This is a genomic window from Streptomyces sp. 2323.1 (assembly GCF_900221035.1).
In the GTDB taxonomy this organism is placed as follows: Bacteria; Actinomycetota; Actinomycetes; order Streptomycetales; family Streptomycetaceae; genus Streptomyces; species Streptomyces sioyaensis.
In genome coordinates this window covers 6585076-6604622 of record NZ_LT907981.1, presented here as the reverse complement: position 1 = coordinate 6604622, position 19547 = coordinate 6585076, and the positions used below count along the sequence as shown (strand labels likewise).

19 protein-coding genes are annotated in these 19547 nt (G+C 72.6%); 4 read left to right on the top strand and 15 right to left on the bottom strand.

Going from position 1 to position 19547, the window contains the following annotated elements; genetic code table 11:
• The first annotated feature begins 158 nt into the window (after positions 1-158).
• Both CPH93_RS28460 and CPH93_RS28455 read left to right on the top strand, forming a co-directional pair.
• On the top strand, positions 159-1028 hold the full coding sequence (locus CPH93_RS28460) for a 3-hydroxybutyryl-CoA dehydrogenase (protein WP_093482304.1): 870 nt from the start codon (positions 159-161) through the stop codon (positions 1026-1028).
• A 334-nt stretch (positions 1029-1362) separates the two neighbouring features.
• Positions 1363-1620 carry a hypothetical protein gene (locus CPH93_RS28455; RefSeq protein ID WP_093482305.1) on the top strand — a complete coding sequence of 86 codons (258 nt, stop codon included), beginning with the start codon at positions 1363-1365 and terminating at the stop codon, positions 1618-1620.
• Positions 1621-1650: 30 nt separating this feature from the next.
• On the opposite strand, the gene CPH93_RS28450 is transcribed toward CPH93_RS28455, so the two are convergent.
• The 3 genes from CPH93_RS28450 to CPH93_RS28440 all read right to left on the bottom strand — a co-directional run bounded on the left by CPH93_RS28450 (position 1651) and on the right by CPH93_RS28440 (position 4285).
• Entirely contained in the window at positions 1651-2181 is a 531-nt protein-coding gene (locus CPH93_RS28450) for an NUDIX domain-containing protein (RefSeq protein ID WP_006607568.1), read from the bottom strand.
• A 48-nt stretch (positions 2182-2229) separates the two neighbouring features.
• Positions 2230-3567, bottom strand: coding sequence for a transcriptional regulator (locus CPH93_RS28445; protein ID WP_093482306.1), 1338 nt, complete (start codon positions 3565-3567; stop codon positions 2230-2232).
• A 124-nt stretch (positions 3568-3691) separates the two neighbouring features.
• Complete coding sequence (locus CPH93_RS28440) at positions 3692-4285, bottom strand: TetR/AcrR family transcriptional regulator (protein WP_096215626.1); 594 nt, start codon at positions 4283-4285, stop codon at positions 3692-3694.
• Between the two features lie 81 nt (positions 4286-4366).
• Here CPH93_RS28440 and CPH93_RS28435 point away from each other — a divergent pair, with 81 nt between their 5' ends.
• Entirely contained in the window at positions 4367-5305 is a 939-nt protein-coding gene (locus CPH93_RS28435; RefSeq protein ID WP_096214462.1) for an oxidoreductase, read from the top strand.
• Here the strand turns inward: CPH93_RS28435 and CPH93_RS28430 are convergent.
• The 8 genes from CPH93_RS28430 to infC all read right to left on the bottom strand — a co-directional run bounded on the left by CPH93_RS28430 (position 5280) and on the right by infC (position 14453).
• Positions 5280-6500, bottom strand: a complete 1221-nt coding sequence (locus CPH93_RS28430) for a PP2C family protein-serine/threonine phosphatase (RefSeq protein WP_096214461.1) — start codon at positions 6498-6500, stop codon at positions 5280-5282. The genes CPH93_RS28435 and CPH93_RS28430 overlap by 26 nt on opposite strands.
• A gap of 344 nt (positions 6501-6844) precedes the next feature.
• Positions 6845-9370 carry a phenylalanine--tRNA ligase subunit beta gene (pheT, locus tag CPH93_RS28425; RefSeq protein ID WP_096214460.1) on the bottom strand — a complete coding sequence of 842 codons (2526 nt, stop codon included), beginning with the start codon at positions 9368-9370 and terminating at the stop codon, positions 6845-6847.
• Entirely contained in the window at positions 9370-10521 is a 1152-nt protein-coding gene (gene pheS / locus CPH93_RS28420) for a phenylalanine--tRNA ligase subunit alpha (RefSeq protein WP_096214459.1), read from the bottom strand. The genes pheT and pheS overlap by 1 nt, the downstream gene beginning before the upstream one ends.
• Before the next feature lie 189 nt (positions 10522-10710).
• Complete coding sequence (locus tag CPH93_RS28415; protein WP_096214458.1) at positions 10711-11871, bottom strand: sensor histidine kinase; 1161 nt, start codon at positions 11869-11871, stop codon at positions 10711-10713.
• Positions 11872-11954: 83 nt separating this feature from the next.
• Positions 11955-12809, bottom strand: a complete 855-nt coding sequence (locus CPH93_RS28410) for a TrmH family RNA methyltransferase (protein WP_006607576.1) — start codon at positions 12807-12809, stop codon at positions 11955-11957.
• A gap of 126 nt (positions 12810-12935) precedes the next feature.
• Entirely contained in the window at positions 12936-13319 is a 384-nt protein-coding gene (gene rplT, locus CPH93_RS28405; RefSeq protein WP_006607577.1) for a 50S ribosomal protein L20, read from the bottom strand.
• Between the two features lie 104 nt (positions 13320-13423).
• The gene (gene rpmI, locus CPH93_RS28400) at positions 13424-13618 is read right to left on the bottom strand and encodes a 50S ribosomal protein L35 (protein WP_016576627.1); all 195 of its coding nucleotides are present in this window, start codon (positions 13616-13618) and stop codon (positions 13424-13426) included.
• Between the two features lie 124 nt (positions 13619-13742).
• On the bottom strand, positions 13743-14453 hold the full coding sequence (gene infC, locus CPH93_RS28395) for a translation initiation factor IF-3 (protein ID WP_093482313.1): 711 nt from the start codon (positions 14451-14453) through the stop codon (positions 13743-13745).
• A 333-nt stretch (positions 14454-14786) separates the two neighbouring features.
• On the opposite strand from infC, the gene CPH93_RS28390 reads away from it, so the two are divergent.
• Complete coding sequence (locus tag CPH93_RS28390) at positions 14787-15167, top strand: DUF1844 domain-containing protein (RefSeq protein ID WP_006607580.1); 381 nt, start codon at positions 14787-14789, stop codon at positions 15165-15167.
• Positions 15168-15253: 86 nt separating this feature from the next.
• Here CPH93_RS28390 and CPH93_RS28385 read toward each other — a convergent pair whose 3' ends face one another.
• The 4 genes from CPH93_RS28385 to CPH93_RS28370 form a co-directional block, all read right to left on the bottom strand.
• A complete protein-coding gene (locus tag CPH93_RS28385) occupies positions 15254-16024 on the bottom strand; it encodes an aquaporin (RefSeq protein WP_096214457.1) in 771 nt (256 codons plus the stop codon).
• A 117-nt stretch (positions 16025-16141) separates the two neighbouring features.
• Positions 16142-16876, bottom strand: coding sequence for an SseB family protein (locus CPH93_RS28380; RefSeq protein ID WP_096214456.1), 735 nt, complete (start codon positions 16874-16876; stop codon positions 16142-16144).
• A 74-nt stretch (positions 16877-16950) separates the two neighbouring features.
• Complete coding sequence (mycP, locus tag CPH93_RS28375; RefSeq protein WP_096214455.1) at positions 16951-18120, bottom strand: type VII secretion-associated serine protease mycosin; 1170 nt, start codon at positions 18118-18120, stop codon at positions 16951-16953.
• A complete protein-coding gene (locus CPH93_RS28370; RefSeq protein WP_096214454.1) occupies positions 18117-19409 on the bottom strand; it encodes a hypothetical protein in 1293 nt (430 codons plus the stop codon). The genes mycP and CPH93_RS28370 overlap by 4 nt, the downstream gene beginning before the upstream one ends.
• Between the last annotated feature and the right edge of the window lie 138 nt (positions 19410-19547).

Genomic DNA, 19547 nt, shown 5'->3' with positions numbered 1-19547 from the left:
AAAAGTCCCCAAGTGTCTGGTTCATCCCGTCTTGAGGGCTCAGAATGCCCGCCCCGGCGCCCTTAGCACAGCACCTCGCGGAGTAACGTCGGGGCCGAAAGCGGGCGTCGCACCTTACGGCGCACCGCCGGTTCCTGAAGATCAGCGAAAGGCACGAGGTGACGGACACATTTGCCGACATTGCACGCGTCGGAGTGGTCGGCTGCGGCCAGATGGGCGCAGGCATCGCCGAGGTGTGCGCCCGCGCCGGGCTGGACGTCATGGTCGCCGAGACCACCGGCGAAGCGCTGGAGCTGGGGCGTACCCGCCTGACCAACTCGCTCGGCAAGGCCGCCGAGCGCGGCAAGATCACTACCGCGGAGCGGGACACGACGCTCGGCCGGCTCAGCTTCACCACCGACCTCGGCGAATTCGCCGACCGTGATCTCGTCATCGAGGCCGTGGTGGAGAACGAGCAGGTCAAGACCGAGATCTTCCAGATCCTCGACCAGGTGGTCACCCGGCCGGACGCCATCCTGGCCTCCAACACCTCCTCGATCCCCCTGGTGAAGCTGGCGGTCGCCACCTCCCGCCCCGACCAGGTCATCGGGATCCACTTCTTCAACCCGGCGCCGGTCCAGAAGCTGGTCGAGCTGATCCCCGCGCTGACCACCGGCGAGGAGACCATCAAGCGCGCCGAGGCGCTGGTCCAGGACGTCCTGGGCAAGCATGCGATCCGCGCCCAGGACCGCTCGGGCTTCGTCGTCAACGCCCTGCTCATCCCGTATCTGCTCTCCGCGATCCGGATGTTCGAGTCGGGCATCGCCAGCCGCGAGGACATCGACAACGGCATGGAGATGGGCTGCGCCCACCCGATGGGCCCGCTCAAGCTGAGCGACCTCATCGGCCTGGACACCGTCGCGTCGGTCGCCGCCTCGATGTACGAGGAGTACAAGGAACCGCTGTACGCCGCTCCCCCGCTGCTCGCGCGGATGGTCGACGCGGGACGGCTGGGCCGTAAGTCCGGGTCGGGCTTCTACTCGTACTGAGCCCGGGATGCGTCCGCCCGCCGCTCGGGGGAAAACCGGCGGGCGGACCCCGGGCCGGCGGGCGCCCGTCCGCCGGCGTCGGCCCCCGTGGCACCTTCGAGTCAACTCCCCTGCGGGCGCGAGGGGGAGCGTGTGAACCGCCCCGGTCGGGGTGCGCGATTCACACCCCGTACGAATGCGCCGCGCCGCCCGTCACCCCGTGTCACTTCACACGGGGTGTGAAGCACGGACAAACATCTCCCCGCCGCACACGCTCCCGCCCGTCGCCCCAGCGCAGTTGACTGTTATGTGTATGGACTACGAACTCGCGACACGAAGGAATGAGGAGCGGACCGTGACCGCCCACCCCCGAACCGATCCGGTGATCGCCGACTTAGCCGAGTTGAGACGCCTCCACGACGTCGGCACCGCCCGGGTCGACGGTCAACTCGCGCTGTTGGCCCAGCGCTCCGAGCAGCAGACGCGTGACGCGGACGAACTGCAGGTCCGCGTCACGCAGCTGGAGAGCGCCCGCTGGCCACTGCCCTCGCTCGCCGCACTCACGGGGCTCGCGGCGCTGGCGGTGGCGGTGTGGCAGGCCACGGGCCGGTGAACCGCCGGCCACGGTCACCGGCCGGTACGGTCAGCCCAGCCGGATGTGATGCAGCATCAGCAATGCGGCGGCCATGTTGGCGGCCGGCACCTCCCCTCGCGCCACCATGTCGGGCACCAGCTTCAACGACACCCACTCCCGCCGCTCGGACTCGAACCCGTCCTGGGGCGGGCCGGCGTACTCGGCCCGGTCGGACCAGTAGATGTGGTGCCGCGCATCGGTGAGGCCGTTGGACGGCTCCACCGTGAGGAGATGGTGGAGGGGCCCCGGGCGCCACCCGGTCTCCTCCTCCATCTCCCGGGCGGCCGCCGCCGCGATGTCCTCGCCGTCCTCGACGACCCCGGCGGCCAGCTCCCAGCCCCAGGTGTCGGTGATGAAACGGTGCCGCCACAGCAGCAGCACCTCGTTGGCCTCATTGACCACGGTGGCCACGGCGACGGGCCGCATCCGGATCAGATAGTGATCCAGGTGACGGCCGTCCGGCAGCTCCACATCGGCCAGTTGGACCCGGAACCAGGGATTCGCATAGACGGGCTTTTCGCTGAGATTGTTCCAACGCACGTAACTGCCACCTTCCGCTGTTTGGCCGGCAAGGTGACACGAGCCCGGTCACAGCGGAACGCGCAGCACCTCGTCGATGAGATCGGCAGCCTCGTCCGTCGCGGAGCTCCCGGTCCTGGCCAGATGCTCGCGCACCGCCCGCAGCCGGTCCCGCAGCCGTTGCGACTCCATGCCCCGAGCCTGCTCCGTCATCTGCGCGGCATCTGCCACGGCCCGGTCCGCATCACCTTGGCGCAGCTCGATATGGGTGAGCATGGCCAGCCGGTGGACCCGGCCGCGGTCGTGTGCGGGGGTGTCGACGGCGGCGTCCGCCTGCTCCCGGGCGGCCCGCAGGTCCCCGAGACTCAGCAGCGCCTCCGCTACCTGTACGTTCACCAGGCCGGGCTGGACATAGCCCGTCTCGGCCGGCTCCTGCCCGGGCCGGATGCGCTCCGCGGCCGCCTCCGCACGCCGGATGCACGACAGCGCGCTGGCGCCGTCGCCGAGCCGGGCGTAGGACTTGGCCTGCATCGCGTAGAGGTCCGCGGCGAGCGCCGGGGTGATCTGCGGGCCCGCGGCCCGCAGCGCCGCCTCCGCGAAGGCGACGGCCTGGCGGTATTCCCGTACGAAGAGGGACTGGTTGACCAGCAGCGCGATGACGTACGCGCCGAGGCCGCGGTCCCCGCTGGCCTTGGCCAGCCGCAGCGCCTGATGGAAGTAGCGCTGGGCCAGCCCGAGCGAGTCCGAGTCGTACGCACAGATGCCGGCGACCGCGACCAGTCCGCCGGTCGCCCGGTGGAGCTGACGCCCCGTCGCATCGCTGTAGCTGCCCCGCAGCAGCGGCGCCGCCTCGGCGTTGAGGAATCCCACGATGCGTGCTCTGGTAGCGATACCACCCGCCTTCCGGTACATCGTCTCGTAGTGCGTCCGCGCGGCGCGCAGCATCTCGATGTCGGCCATGCCGACGCGGGTCAGCCCGTCGCGGGACACATCGGAGTCCTCGGGAGGGTTCTCCCACTCCCATACGGGGATGACCGCCGAGGTGCCGGTCAGCGCGGGCGCGTCGAGGATGTGCGGCCGCTGCTGCTCGTCGGACCGCCACAGTGCGGTGGCCCGTTCGACGAATCCGGAGAGCTGGGTGTCCGCGCTGCGCCGGGCACCCGGTCCGCTCAGCCCGATGTCGTCCAGCCCGACCGGCCGGTGCAGCCGTTCGCCGAGGATCTCGCAGATGAGGTCCGGTACCTGCCCGCGCGGCCGCTGGCCCTTCAGCCACCGGGCCACCGCGGTGTGTTCGTACCGCAGCGCCAGACCGCGGCACCGGCCGAGCTGGTTGATGCGCGCGGCGAGCCCGGCATGGGAGATGCCGGACTCGTCGAGAATCGCGTCGAGCAGGGTGTTGGGCTCCATACCGGCCTCCTGGTGAGCCGGGCCCGCCCACGGGCCATCAGCTCATGGCCTTGTCGACTTCACCACTCCGTCAGTTGAGCGTAGTGAAGCGCCCCTCACACGGGGTGTGAAGGGTGACGGCAGCTCAACTCGGGGCGCAGCCCCGCAGTATGTACGCGAACACCGCATCGAGGCCGGAGGCGACGTCCTCGGCCGAGAGCACGCCGCTCACCGCGAAACTGGCGAAGCCGTGCAGGGTGGTGAACACCGGCATCGCGATGCTGTCGACGGGCCCCTCCCGCACCTCACCGCTGCGCTGGCCCTCCGCGACCAGCTCCCCCGCCATCGCGGCCAGCCGCTGGCCGGCCGCGATCAGCGCCTCGGACGCCGCCGGGTCGTGCTTGACCGTGTACATCAGGTCGAGCAGCTCGGCGTTGGCGAGGGCGAAGTCCACATAGGCGCGGACGAGCCCGCGGAGCCGGTCGGCGAATTCCTCACCCGCCGCTTCCCGGGACGCGGTCAGGGCTTCGTCCAGCCGCTCGAAACCGGCCAGCGCCAGCGCGTCGAGCAGGGCCTGCTTGTCCTTGAAGTGCCGGCTCGGCGCGGCGTGGCTGACGCCGAGGTCGCGGGCCAGTTCCCGCAGGGACAGCGCGCCCGGTCCCTTCTCGCGGAGCGTCTGCTCGGCGCGGGTGAGCAGCGCGGCGCGCAGATCTCCGTGGTGGTAACGACGAGTGTGCATGCCGGCCATCCTATCTCCCATGTATTCACTGGCTACATTGTTGGCATTGACATCATTGTTGGCGTTGCCTACATTGGCGCCATGGCTCACACCCCGAAATGGAACGCAACCGACCTTCCCGACCAGACCGGCCGCACCGCCGTGGTGACCGGCGCCAACAGCGGACTCGGCATCGCCACCGTCGACGCCCTCGCCCGGGCGGGTGCCCATGTCGTGCTCGCCGTACGCGACCCCCGGCGCGGCGAGGCCGCGGCCGAGACCGTGCGGGGCGCCAGGGGCAGCGTCGAGGTCCGCCGCCTCGACCTGGCCGACCTCGCCTCCGTACGCGCCTTCGCCGCCGGCTGGCAGGACCCGCTCGATCTGCTGATCAACAACGCCGGCGTCATGAACATCCCGGAGTCCCGGACCAAGGACGGCTTCGAGACGCAGTTCGGCACCAACCACCTCGGCCACTTCGCGCTGACCAACCTGCTGCTGCCGTACGTCACCGACCGCGTGGTGACCGTGGCGTCCGGGGCCCACCGACTGCCCGGCAATCGCATCCACTTCGACAACCTGAACCTCACCGACGAGTACCGCCCCGTCACTGCCTACAGCCAGTCCAAGCTGGCCAACCTGCTGTTCACCCTGGAACTGCAACGCCGCCTCACCGCCGCGGGATCGCCGGTGCGCGCCCTGGCCGCGCACCCGGGCTGGGCCGCCACCAACCTGCAGGGCGCCGACGCCAGCCCGCTGCGGCGCGCGGTGATGCAGGTGGGTAACCGCGTGGTCGCCCAGGACAACAAGGCCGGTGCGCTCCCCACCCTCTACGCCGCCACCCAGGACCTGCCCGGCGCCTCCTACCTCGGCCCCGACGGACTGGCCGAGATGCGCGGCGCACCGGCGATGGTCGGCAGGACGGCCGCGGCCAGCGACCCGGAGAGCGCCGCCCGTCTGTGGCAGGCGTCCGAGGAGCTGACCGGTGTCACCTTCCCGCCGCTGGGCGGCCGGCAGGTCACCGCGGAAGCCGCACGCCAGTAGGCGGGGTGCCGGCCGACTGGGCCGGCACCCGCACCCGGTCGTTGCTCAGCATCAATAACGCGACGTCGTCGGTGAGGCGCCCGCCCGCATGCCGCAGCAGCGCCTCCCGCACCTCCCCGACCACCCCCGCCGGCGAGGGGCCGCAGGGCGCCGCGGCCGCCTCGACACTGCTGCGCAGCTCCTGCGCCAGCGGAAAGAACTCCCCCGCCGCATCCCGCGCGTCGGCCGCCCCGTCGGTGTGCAGAAACAACCCCTCGCCGGGCCGCAGCCGCCCGCACCGCACCGCGGACAGCTCCTCGGGCAGCGGAAACAGCCCCAGCGGCGGCATCGGCTCGGCCGGCGCGACCGGGGCGACCGCCTGGCAGGCGACGCGGTACGGCCACGGATGCCCGCAGTTCAGCGCCGTGACGGAGCCGTCCCGCGCCACCTGAAGAAGCAGCAGGGTCACGAACTCCTCCGCGAGCCGGCCCACCGGCTCCCCGCCGCCGCCCGGCGGCTGCCCCTCCCCCGCCCGCTCGCGCAGATGCCGCTGGTGCGACCGCTCCAACCGCCGCAGTACGTCGCCGAGTTCGGGCTCGTCGTGCACCACTTCGCGAAAGCTGCCGAGCATCGCGGCGACCGTGCCTATGGCCTCCAGCCCGTGCCCGCGCACATCCCCGATCACCGCCCGTACGCCGTGCCGGGTCCCCACGACCTCGTACAGATCCCCGCCGACCTCGGCCCCCTCGCTCGCGGAGAGATGGTCGGCCGCCAGCAGCACCCCGTCGATCCGCCGCGGCAGCGGCCGCAGCACCACCCGCTGGGCGGCGACGGCGATCTCCCGGGTCCGCTCCAGCTCCCGTACGAGCCGCAGCCGCCGGCCGGCCGTCAGATAGCTGGCACCGATCACCGCGAGGATCGCCCCGCAGGTCATCATGCGGGTGCCCAGACCGGTGCCCGGCTCGACCGTGCCGAACGGCACCAGCGCGAGCAGGGCGCACACCCCGCCGAGCAGGACGCACTGCCGGCGGCCGGTGCCCGCACAGGCGATGGCCGGCGCGGCCGCGAGGAGTTGCAGCAGCTGACCGCTGGTCGGACGGCACAGCTCCCAGGCCACCACCCCGAGCACCCAGAGGCCGGGCAGGACGAAGACGAAGGCGCGCCGGGCGTGTGCCGCACCGGCGCGCACTCCGCCCCTCGCCCAGGTTCGAATCATGCCGATGGTCCCCTAGCAGGCGTTGAGCGGGTTGGTGCGGCCCGCTGCCGCGGTCACGCGGGCCGCCCGGACCCGACCGATTCTGGCGACGTTCCGTGTGTGCCCGACGACGATGCGTACATAATCACCCGATTGGGTGATCGTGTGCGGATCTGATGGTCTCCCCGGGACGGGGGGCTCTGTCCCTGCCGCCCCAGGGTCATCTCCCCCATCGCAGGTCCGCCCCACCTGCCGCGCCTGCCCCATCCGCCGCACACCGCACATGCTGAGGGCGCAGACGGTCAAACCGTCTGCGCCCTCAGTCTTCAGCACGCCGTTGCGGCGGTCGCGGGCAGCGCCCGCACTCAGCCGCGCAGCACCGCCCCGGTCCGCTCCACGGCCGTCGCGACCGCTGCGTCACGGGCCGCCGAGGCCTCCTCCGCGGTCAGCGTCCGGTCGTGGGCACGGAAGCGCAGCGCGTACGCCAGCGACTTCTTGCCCGCGCCGAGCTGCTCACCGGTGAAGACGTCGAACAGCCGCAGCGACTCCAGCAGTTCACCGGCGCCGTCGCGCAGCGCGCTCTCGACCTCCGCCGCGGGGACGGAACCGTCGACCACCAGCGCGACATCCTGGGTCGCGACCGGGAAGGCCGAGATCTTCGGGGCGCGCAGCGGACCGGTGCCGGCCCGCTCCAGGCGGTCGAGGTCGATCTCCATCGCGCAGGTGCGCTCCGGCAGGGCGAGGGTCTTGATGACCCGCGGGTGCAGCTCACCGGCGTTGCCGACGAGGACCTCCTCGCCGTCGACGAGGGCGAGGAGCGCGGCACAGCGGCCCGGGTGGAACGGGGCGTGCTGGTCCTGACGGACGATCAGCTCAACCCCCGCCTCCCGCGCGACCGTACGGCCCGCCTCGACGGCGTCCGCCCAGATCGCGGGGCGCGCGCCGGCCCACCAGCCGGCCTGCTCCCGGCCCCCGGCGAGCACCACGGCGGCGCGCCGCGGCTGCTGCGGGAGCGAGGCGTCCAGCGAGGCGATCTCGTCGTCGGTCGGCCGGCGGTCGACGACCAGCCGGGTGGCCGGCTTCTCGTCACCGGTCGACCGGAAGACCGGCCCGGTCTCGAAGAGCGCCAGGTCGTGGGTGCCGCGCCCGTAGTTGCGGCGCAGCGCGTTCAGCAGGCCCGGGATGAGCGTGGTGCGGAGGTCGGGCTCCTCGTCGGAGAGCGGGTTGACGAGGGTGACCGCCGCGCGCCGCGGGTCGTCCTGCTCGATGCCGAGCTGGTCGAGGACGTGCGAGCCGGTGAACGGGTAGTTCAGGGCCTCGACATAGCCCGCACCGGCCAGCGCCCGGCCGACCCGGCGGTGCAGCCGCTGACGCTCGGTCAGCCCGCGGCCGGCGGGCGGCTTCGGGAGGGTGGAGGGCAGGTTCTCGTAGCCCTCCAGCCGGATGACCTCTTCGGCCAGGTCGTTGGGCTCGCTGAGGTCCGGCCGCCAGGACGGCACGGTCACGACCAGCTCGTCCTGGCCGTAGACGTCACAGCCGACCTGCTGGAGGCGGCGGACGACGGTCTCCCGGCCGTAGGCGACACCCGCGACCTTGTCCGGGTGGTCGGCGGAGACGGTGATCGTGCGCGGCCCACTGGGGGTGACGATCTCCGTGACGCCGTCCTCCGCGGTACCGCCCGCGAGCAGCACCAGCAGGTCGACGGCCCGCTGGGCCGCGGCGGACGCGGCCTCCGGGTCGACACCGCGCTCGAAGCGCTTGGCGGCCTCCGAGGACAGCTTGTGCCGGCGGGCCGTACGGGCGATGGAGAGCGCGTCGAAGTGCGCGGCCTCGATCACGACATCGGTGGTGCCGCGCAGCCGCCCGGTCTCCGGGTCGGCGACCGCAGCCGCGATCTCGGTGTTCGCGCCGCCCATGACACCCGCGAGCCCGATCGGGCCGCGGTTGTCGGTGATGACCAGATCCGCCGCGTCCAGCACCCGCTTGGTGCCGTCGAGGGTGGTCAGCTGCTCGCCCGGGGTCGCCCGCCGGACACCGATCGGGCCGGCCACATTGGTCCGGTCGTAGGCGTGCAGCGGCTGACCGAGCTCCAGCATCACGTAGTTGGTGATGTCGACGGCCAGCGAGACCGGGCGCATCCCGGCCTTCTGCAGCCGGCGCTGCATCCACAGCGGCGTACGCGCCTCGGGCTCCAGGCCGGCGACCGTACGGGCGGTGAAGCGGTCGCAGCCCATCGGGTCGGAGACCTGGACGGGGTAGCCTCCGGCGTTCGGCGGCGGCACGTCGAGCAGCGCCGGGTCGCGCAGCGGCAGGCCGTAGGCGGTGGCGGTCTCGCGGGCGACACCGCGCATCGACAGGCAGTAGCCGCGGTCCGGGGTGACGGCGATGTCCAGCACCTCGTCGACGAGCTCCAGCAGCGCGATGGCGTCGGTGCCGACCTCGTACTCGGGCGGCAGCACGATGATGCCGTGCGAACCGTCGTCGCCCATGCCCAGCTCGTCGCCGGAGCAGATCATGCCGTGCGAGGTCCTGCCGTACGTCTTGCGCGCGGCGATCTTGAAGTCGCCGGGCAGCACGGCGCCGGGGAGAACGACCACGACCTTGTCGCCGACGGAGAAGTTCCGCGCACCGCAGACGATTTCCTGCGGCTCGCCGGTGCCGTTGGCCTGGCCGACATCGACCGTGCAGAAGCGGATCGGCTTCTTGAAGCCCTCCAGCTCCTCGATGGTCAGCACCTGGCCGACGACGAGCGGACCCTTGAGGCCCTCGCCGAGGCGCTCGACGGTCTCGACCTCCAGGCCGACCGCGATGAGCTTTTCCTGTACGTCACGACCGGTTGCCGTGGCCGGCAGGTCGACGTACTCCCGCAGCCAAGAAAGCGGGACCCGCATCAGATCTCCATCCCGAACGGCCGGGTGAACCGGACGTCGCCTTCGAACATGTCACGCATGTCTTCCACGTTGTGCCGGAACATCAGCATCCGGTCGATGCCGAACCCGAAGGCGAAGCCGCTGTACTTCTCGGGGTCGACGCCGCAGGCGATGAGCACCTTGGGGTTGACCATTCCGCAGCCGCCGAGCTCGATCCAGCCCTCGCTGGAGCAGGTACGGCAGGGACGGTCGGGGTTGCCCACGGACTCGCCACGGCAGACGTAGCAGACCATGTCCATCTCGGCGGACGGCTCGGTGAACGGGAAGTAGTTCGGCCGCAGCCGGGTCTTCATGTCCGGGCCGAAGAGCGCCCGGACCATGTGGTCGAGGGTGCCCTTGAGGTCGGCCATGGTCAGGCCCTCGTCGACGGCGAGCAGCTCGATCTGGTGGAAGACCGGGGAGTGCGTGGCGTCCAGCTCGTCGGTGCGGTAGACCCGCCCCGGGCAGACGACGTACACCGGCGGCTCACGGTCGACGAGCGTACGGGCCTGGACCGGCGAGGTGTGGGTGCGCAGCACGACGCCGCTCTCATCGCCCTCGGTTCCTCCCCCAGACTCCGTCTGGGAGGTGCCCCCACCCTGCACGAAGAAGGTGTCCTGCATCTGGCGCGCCGGGTGGTCGGGCACGAAGTTCAGGGCGTCGAAGTTGAACCACTCCGCCTCGACCTCGGGGCCCTCGGCGACCTCGTAGCCCATGGCCACGAAGACGTCCGCGACCCGCTCCATGAACGTGGTCAGCGGGTGCCGGGCGCCGGGCGGGGTCCGGTCGTAGGGCAGCGTGACGTCCACCGCCTCCTCGACCAGCACGCGCGCGTCGCGCTCCGCCTCCAGTTCCTCCTGGCGGGCCTTGAGTGCCTGGTTCACGCGGCCGCGGGCCTGGCCGACGCGCTTGCCGGCCTCCGCCTTGGCCTGCGGGGGCAGGGCGCCGATCTCGCGGTTGGCGAGGGCGAGCGGCGAGGTGCCACCGGTGTGCGCGATCTTCGCCTGGGCGAGCGCATCGAGGTCGCCCGCGGCGGCGATGGCGGCCAGCGCCTCGTCCAGCCGGGCGGCGATCTCTTCCGGTTTCAGGGCTTCGACCTCGACAGGGTCGTACGACTTATTGGGTGCGGACATCTCTTCCCGTGCTTCCGGTGGACTGGCTTGGCTTGGCTCGCTTCGCCTCGGCTCCTCGATCACAAAGGTCGGATGCCGAGCCCGCGCTGTGCCCGCGATGCCTGTGCGCCAAAGGTGCCAAAGGTCAAGTCTAAGGGGGACGGGCCACGCGGCAGGCCCGAGCCCCTGCGGGGCGCCCGGCGCGGAGCCTCAAGCCAGGAAGGCCGGGGCCGCGACGGGCAGGCTAAATCGGAACTGCGCGCCGCCGGCCGGCGCCCGGCCGACCGTGATCGTCCCGCCGTGGGCCTCGACGATGCCCTTGACGATGTAGAGGCCCAGGCCCGTGCCGCCGCGCTTGCTGCCCCGCCAGAAGCGGGTGAAGACGCGGCTCATCGACTCCTCGGGGATGCCGGGGCCCTCATCGCTCACGGTGACGCTCGTCCCCTCCGCGCTGGTCGTATCCGATACCGGTCCGACCTCGATGGTGACGGTTCCCTCGCCGTGGCGCACCGCATTTTCCAGCAGGTTGCCCAGGACCTGGTCGACCTTGTCCGGGTCCGCCCACAGATCGGGCAGCGGTTCCAGCATCCGGATCAGAAAGCGGTCGGGGCGCTGGCCGGCGGTGGTCTGCGCCTGGACGTTCCGGCGGACCGCGGCGCTCATGTCGACCCGCTGCCGGCGCACCTCCAGCCGCCCGGAGTCGATCCGGGAGATGTCCAGCAGCTCGGCGATCAGCCGGGTGACGCGGTTGGCGTCGGCGTCCACCGTCTCCAGCATCAGCCGCTTCTGGTCGTCGGTGAAGCGTTCCCACTTCTGGAGGAGGGTGGCGGTGAAGCCCTTGACGGAGGTCAGCGGCGAGCGGAGCTCATGGGCGACGGTGGCGATCAGCTCGGCGTGGCTGAGCTCCGTACGCCGCCGCGCCTCGGTGCCGCGCAGCGCGATCACCAGCCGCTGGACGGGGCCGGTCGGCGCGCTGCGGACGTAGCGGGCCGAGACCAGCACCTCGCGGCCGCCGAGCAGCAGATTGCGCTCCGGCTGGCCGCGGCGGATGGCCGGCCCGCCATAGGGGTCGGTGAGCCGCCACCAGCGGCGGCCCTCGATGTCCTGCAGCGGCAGGGCGTGTTCGAGGGGGTGGCCGAGCGCGTCCTCGGGGGCGATGCCGGTGATCCTGGCGGCCGCGGCGTTGAAGCAGATCACCCGGCCGGTCTCGTCGGCGACCACCAGGCCGTCGGGCAGATCGTCGGGGTCCAGTCCGAGACCGGTCCCCAGGGCGTCCGCTCCCCCGCCCGTGGCGGGCGACGGCTCGGGCAGCGGTCCGCCGGACGGGCGGCCGCCGGCAGTGGCTGTGGTGCCGGAAGTCCTCACACTCATCCCCGTTACCCCCTTCCGGGCCCCCGGGCACCAAAGCCTACTAGCTCACACCCCACGTGCCGCGAGGATCCGGGCTACGCCCCTCAGGCGGGTGACACCGCACGGCATCCGCCGGTGCCGCGCTGGGCGCGGGCGGAGGCGTAGAGGCAGACCGCGGCGGCCGTCGCGAGGTTGAGGCTCTCGGCCCTGCCGTGGATCGGGACGCGTACGACGGCGTCGGCCAGCGCCCGGGTCTCCTCCGGCAGCCCCCAGGCCTCGTTGCCGAACACCCAGGCGGTGGGCCCGCCCATGGAGCCGGCGTCCAGCTCGGCGTCCAGGTCGCGGTCGCCCGCCCCGTCGGCGGCGAGGATCCGGGCCCCGGCGTTCCGCAGTCCGTCCACCACCCGCTCGACCGGTACGCCCACCGTGACCGGGAGGTGGAAGAGCGAACCGACCGACGCCCGCACCGACTTGGGGTTGTACAGGTCCACGGACGCGTCGGTGAGCACCACCGCGTCCGCGCCGGCGGCGTCCGCGCAGCGCAGCACCGTGCCGGCGTTGCCGGGGTCCCGGACGTTGGCGAGCACCGCGATCAGCTGCGGGCGGGCGGCGAGGATCTCCTCGAACGGCGAGTCGAGGAAGTGGCAGACGCCGAGCAGGCCCTGCGGGGTGACGGTCTGGGAGATGTCGGCGATGGTCCGGTCGTCGGCGAGGTGCACCCGCACCCCGGCCGCGCGGGCCGCCTCGACGATCTCGGTGTGCCGTTCGGCGGCCTCGACGGTGGCGAACAGCTCGATCAGGGTGGGGACCCCGTCCGTGCGGTGCGCGATGGCCTCCCGTACGGCCTGCGGCCCCTCGGCGATGAACCGGCGCTCCTTGCCGCGGAAGGCGCGGCGGGCCAGCCGCCGGGCGGCGGTGACACGCGGGGAACGCGGGGAGATCAGCTCGGGGGTGCCCATGGGCGGCGGCTCGCTTCTGTTGTTCGGTGCGTGGGGCCCGGAACCGGGCGTCATCCGGTCCGGAAAAGCGGCGGACCCGCAGGCCGGGGCCTGCGGGTCCGCGTCACAACGTCGTCAGGCTGAGGTTCAGGCAGCCTTCGGGGCGTTGACGTCGCTCGGAAGCGCCTTCTGGGCGACCTCGACGAGCGCGGCGAACGCGTTGGCGTCCGTCACCGCGAGGTCGGCCAGGATCTTGCGGTCCACCTCGATGTTGGCGGCCTTCAGACCCTGGATGAAGCGGTTGTACGTCATGCCGTTGGCGCGGGCAGCGGCGTTGATGCGCTGGATCCACAGCTGACGGAAGTCGCCCTTGCGCTTCTTGCGGTCGTTGTAGTTGTAGACGAGGGAGTGGGTGACCTGCTCCTTCGCCTTGCGGTACAGGCGGGAGCGCTGGCCACGGTAGCCGCTGGCCTGCTCGAGGATCGCCCGACGCTTCTTGTGGGCGTTGACTGCCCGCTTGACGCGTGCCACTTGTTAACTCCTTGTAGCGGGGCCGTGGTTGTCGTCACACGGCCCGAATCGATTGGGTCCCGGTCGAAGTCGCGCGCCCCGTACGTCATGCGGGGCGCGGCGGCTCACTTGCCGAGAAGCTTCTTGATCTTCGCGGCGTCGCCCGGGGCCATCTCGGCGTTGCCGGTGAGGCGACGCGTCACGCGGGACGACTTGTGCTCGAGCAGGTGGCGCTTGCCGGCGCGCTCACGCAGCACCTTGCCGGAGCCGGTGACCTTGAAACGCTTGCTGGCACCGCTGTGCGTCTTGTTCTTCGGCATGCGCCGTTCTCTCCTCGTCAGTGGCGCTCCCGCAGGCACAAACCGGCAAGCGGGAGCGTCAGATGTATCGGTTGGTGTCCGGGGCGGGGTGCCCCGGCGGCAGCCGGGGCTCACGCCTCGGGGATCACGCCTGGGCGTGCTCCTCGGTGGGCTCCTCGGCGGGCTCCTCCACGGACTGGTCCGCGGCGACTCCGCCCTGGCGCTCCGCCTTGCGGGCGGCCTGCGCCTCACGGGCCTCGGCCATCGCCTCGGTCTTCTTCTTGTGCGGACCGAGAACCATGATCATGTTTCGGCCGTCCTGCTTCGGATTCGACTCGATGAAGCCGAGGTCCTCCACGTCGGACGCGAGCCGCTGCAGCAGCCGGAAGCCCAGCTCGGGGCGGGACTGCTCGCGACCACGGAACATGATCGTGATCTTGACCTTGTCACCCTGCTTGAGGAACCGGACGACGTGACCCTTTTTGGTGTCGTAGTCGTGCGGGTCGATCTTCGGCCGGAGCTTCATCTCCTTGATGACCGTGTGCGCCTGGTTCTTGCGCGCCTCACGGGCCTTCATGGCCGACTCGTACTTGAACTTCCCGTAGTCCATGAGCTTGCAGACGGGCGGGCGAGCGTTCGCCGCCACCTCGACCAGGTCGAGGTCGTACTCCTGAGCAAGCTCAAGGGCCTTGGCAAGCGGAACAATCCCGACCTGCTCGCCGCTGGGACCGACAAGTCGCACTTCGGGAACGCGAATCCGGTCGTTGATGCGGGGCTCGGCGCTGATGGATCCTCCTCGGTAGCACCACGCGACGGCCTGGCGGACTGCCGCGTAACGTCTTCTTGGTGTGACCAACCGCGCGGTACATGAAAAATGCCCCGGACGGGACACAGGCGGGGCTCCACATAGATCTGGAGCACCGCCGCGAAGTCTCCGCGGGGCGCAGCCGGACCGTTGACCCGCCAGCCGGTGAGGCCAGTCGGGTGGGAGATCGGAGCCTCCACTTGTGGGCCGGTCACATGCGTGTCCGGCCGGTCGGAACACCAGAATACACGAGTCAAGGGGTGGCACCCACTCCTGTGCAGTTCCCGCAGGCGGGGCGGGCAGTCACGGGCCCTCCCGCACGCGGGGCCCGGATGCGCTGGCCATAGGCTGGAGGCGACCCCTCAGCAGGAAGAAGCCCGAGACATGAGCGACCAGACCCCGCAGCAGCCCGACGCCCCGAACGCGGCGACCCCTGACTTCGACGCCATGACCCGAGACATCGCGGAGGTGCCGGCGGTCGAGGTGATCACGACGGTCGCGGTGCATCTGATGAGTTCGGCGGCGGTCAACCTCGGGCTCGCCGAGGAGGGCGCGGCGCACAAGGACCTGGACGAGGCGCGCAAGCTGATCCAGGCGCTGGCCGGGCTGGTCACCGCCAGCGCCACCGAGATCGGCTCGTACCACGCGGCGCCGCTGCGGGACGGGCTGAAGTCGCTGCAGCTGGCGTTCCGCGAGGCCTCGGTCGTGCCGGACGAGCCGGGCCAGGGCCCCGGGGAGAAGTACACCGGGCCGGTCCACGGCTAGAGCGCTTCAGCGACAGCGCACATACGACGGGCCCCGGCCGGGACACGGTCGGGGCCCGTCTGTGCGCGGAGAGCGGGCGGCGGGCGTCAGATCGGCTCGTGGGGCTCCGTCGGGGCGTCGTGCGGCATCGCTTCGTCGGCGATGAGGAAGGGCTCGTGCGGCGGGTGGGTGACCTGGTGCACCGCCGCCGCGAGGGCGCCACCGATCAGTGGCGCGACGATGAACAGCCACAGCTGGGTGATGGCCGCGCCGCCCGCGAAGAGCGCCGGGCCGATGGAGCGCGCCGGGTTCACGGAGGTGCCGTCGAGCGGGATGCCGATGAGGTGGACGGTGGCCAGCGCCAGGCCGATCCCCAGACCGCCGAAGCCGATCACGGCGACCTTGTGGGTGACCGCCAGCCACACGTAGACGAGCAGGAAGGTCATCACCATCTCGGCGACGAACGCGCCGCCGAGGTTGAGATGCACCGCCGAGCGGTCGCCCCAGCCGTTCGTGCCGAAGGACGCATGGGTCTGCAGGCCCGGGACCTGCTTGGCGACCAGGAAGAGCAGGGCCGCGCCGACGATGCCGCCGACGACCTGGGCGATCCAGTACTCGGCGGCCGTGCGCAGGGTGATCCGGCGGACCAGCAGCATGCCCAGGGTGACCGCGGGGTTGAGCTGGCTGCCCGAGACCGGGCCGAGCGCGTAGGCAAGCGCCACCATGGTGAAGCCGAAGGCCAGGGCGATGCCGAAGGTGCCGATGTATTCGCCCGCCAGCACTGCCGAGCCGACGGCGAAGAACACCAGGAGCAGCGTGCCGAGGAACTCGGATACGACCGGGCGGGTCAAGACCGTCGAGATCTCCGTTTTCTCCATGGGGGCTCTCCTCGCGTGGATCTTGAGCTCTCCTCCGCATTGTGCGGCCCTGGAGACGAACCCGCCCGTCGGCGGCCCGGGGGCCGGCAGCGGACGGCGGGCCCGGGCTGTGGGGTGTCAGCGCCGGAAGAGCGGCTCCCCGTCGGTGGGGGCGCCGGGCGGCAGCAGGGCCAGGTCCAGACCCTTCACCAGCCGGGCGCGCAGTACCTCGTCGGCGGCCACTGCCTGGGCCAGCCGCTGGGCGACCGTGGCCGGGTCCGCGTCGGGTGCGAGGCCGAGGGCGAGGGTGGCGTCGGTTTCCCGGGACGGCACGAGCCGGGCGAGCCGCACCGCCGGCTCGGCGTCGATCAGGGCGCGCAGGGCGTCGGTGACGGCCGGGTCGGCGAGCGGGTCGGCGCTGGTACGGCCCTCGGCGAGCGCGCGCAGGGCGGGGCCGGTGAGCTGGTAGGTGACCGGGCCGGCCAGGTCGACGACGACGGTGTCGGCCTGCTCGTGGGACGCGGCCAGCAGGGCCTGCTGGAGCGGGACCGCGACGGGCCTAGCGTCGGCGCGCCAGCGCTGGAGGGTGTCCATGGAGGTGAAGGCGGGGAGGGCCCGGCGGCCGTCCGGGGCCTGGAGGGTGGGGACGGCCATGTCGCTGCTCTTCTCGCGGCGCAGGCCGTCGGGTCCGGTCTCCACCTCGCCGAGCACCGCCACCACGGGGACCAGGACACGCGCCCCGGCCAGCACCGACAGGAGTTCCGGCTCGGCGCCGCGGTCCCGCTCGTAGGCCGCCAGGGCCGCGGTCAGTGCCGGGTCGGCGGAGCCGTCGTCGTCGGCGAAACCGGGGTCGGGGATGTTCTTCTGCACCACGTGAGCGTATCGGCTGGGGGTGCGGTGTCCTCGGGGCGGGCCGGGGGCCCGGAAGCCGGCGGGGTGCGTACCGGTCAGGGGTAGGTCCGGCGGCCGCGCCAGAGGACGACGGCGGCCGCGACGAGGGCCAGTCCGGCAGCGCCGGCGGTCCAGGGGAGCCAGTTGACCGGGGAGTCCGCGGCGTCGCCGGCGGTGGGGCCGGGGCCGAAGTAGCGGTCGGCGTAGGCGGCGGGGGACGGCTTCTGCGGCGTGGGCTTGAGGTCCCCTGCTGCCGCGAGGGCGGCGGCGGGGTCGATCAGACCGGCACCGTAGTCGTCGTCCCGGCCGCCCTCGGGGCTGTCCTGGGCGGTGGTGGTGAGCAGCCGGCGGATCTGGGCCGGGCTCAGATCGGGGTGGGCGGAGCGGATCAGGGCGATGGCGCCGGAGACGAAGGCGGCGGCGGGGCTGGTGCCCCAGCCCGAGAGGTAGCCGTTCCCGGCGTCGGCCATGACGATGTCGAAGCCGGGGGCGCTGACCGTGGCGTACCAGTGGCGGGTGGAGAAGCGGGCGCGCGCGCCCACATGGGTGACGGCAGTGGCCGCGATGACGCCCGGGTAGGCGGCGGGGTAGGAGACGTGGTTGCCCTTCTGGCCGCCGTTGCCCGCCGAGGCGACGACGGGGATTCCCTTGCCGAGGGCGTACTGGATCGCGGCGTCCTCCCGTGGCTCGGGGTGTGCGGACTCGCTGTCGTCGCCCAGGGACATGTTGATCACGTCGGCGCCGTGGTCGGCGGCCCAGCGGATGCCGTCGGCGAGTGCCCCCGCCTTCTGGGTGCGGGCCCGCTCGCGCTGCGGGTCGTTGTCCTCCAGGATCACTCGGACCGGCAGGATTTTGGCCTGCGGGGCGAGCCCGAGCACACCGTCCTGGCGGCCGGCGCCATGGCCGTGACCTGCGATGATGCTGGCCATGCCGGTGCCGTGCTGGGCCCAGGCGGTGTCTCCCGGCCCGGCGCCGAAGCCGACCAGGTCCTGTTCGGGCTCCACCTGGCCGTCGAGGTCGGGGTGGTTGGCGTCCACGCCGGTGTCCAGGACGGCGACGGTGACGCCCGCGCCCTTGGTGGTGCGCCAGGCCTGCTGGGCATGGACGGCCTGGAGGGCCCACTCCTGGGCGCGCAGGGCGTCGGCCTGGGCGGGGACGGCGGGCAGCACCGCGAGCGCCGCGCAGGACAGTGCGACGGCGGCGCCGCGCAGCACGGTCTTCGTCATGACGGTGCCTCCGTGGTCTGCGCGGGGCTGCCGGCTGCCGTGCGGAAGTCCTTCCCGATGCGGTCCGCCAGGTCCTTGGCGTCATGCCCCAGACCGGATTCGGCCGGGGCGGTGGTGGCGCCGGGCTTCGTCGCGGCCTCGGCGGGCTGCGGTTCGGCGAAGGTGCGGCCGTCGGCGAAGCCGGAGACGGCGTAGACGACGACCGGGATGTCGGTGAGCACCCGGACGGTCCAGCTGACCCGCTGGGCGCGGCCGAAGTCCTGGGCCGGGGTGTCCCGGGCGGCGTACGGCAGCGGCATCAGGTCGGTGCGGGTGCCCAGACTCCTGGTGCTGAAGCGGGTGTTGAGGGCCATCATCCCGGCCTGGTCGGCCTTGGTGATCTGCGCCCCGACGGTGATGACGCTGCTGCGGGTGGCATCGACGTAGGTGGCGCGCAGCAGGCGGAGGCAGCCCGCGCGGGCGAGCGCGGCGGCGAGCTTGGGGTCGTAGGCGCCGGTGCAGCCGCTGTCGGGGGCGACGGCGATCCGGCTCCAGGTCCGGTCGGCGCCGCCGGGGCCGGCGCCGAAGCCGTTGACGGTGCGCGGGAAGAGGGTGTCGACGGCGGTGTTGTGCCAGACGTCGCGGCCCTTGGCGAAGGTGGCCGCGGCGTCGGGGGTGGCACCGGCGGCCTCGTCGGTGAGCCAACTGCCCGCCGCCGCACCGCCGATGAGGCCGACGCCGAGGACGAGGCAGGCCGCGGCGGCCAGCGCCCGGGCGCCGGGGCGGTTCGCCGAGGGGCGGCTCGGCACACCGGGCCCGCCCTGTACAGGCACGGGGGCCGGGGACCACGGTGGCTGTGGCCGGCGCGCGGAGGCGGGGCCGGGCGGTGCGCTGCCGGCGGCCGCCTGCGGGGTGGCGGAGTCGGGCTCGCCGGGGCGCGACGGGGCGCCCGGCCCGCTCCACAGGTCCTGGCTGTGCGCCAGATGGAAGGCGGCGGTGTCACGGAAGGCGTCGGGGCGGGCTGCGGGCTGCGGCGGGACGGCCGGGCCGGGCGCGCCGGCCGGGCGGGGCGGCAGCGGGGCGCCGGCGCCGGGCGGCTGCGCACCCGGCGGGGCGGGCGGTGGAGCGGTGGGGCGCGGCGGGACGGGGGGCGTCCCCGGTGCGGAGGGTTCGGCCGGCACCCGGCGCAGCACGGCCGTGTGCGGGTCGCCCGCCGGCTCCGGCGGCGCGGCCGGAGCGGGCCGCCGGGGCGGCTGCGGGGGTATGGGCGGGATGCGCCGCGCATCGGCGAATTCGGCGTCGGTGCTCACCCGCGCTCCCCCTTGCACCGCTGGCCGCCCCACCCCGATCCGGAATCGGGGCACGGTGGTTCGTATCCGGACAACACCCGCTGACCTGCTGGTTGCGGTGTCGAGCCACTCTAAGGGCTGGCGGCGTCCGTGCTCCAA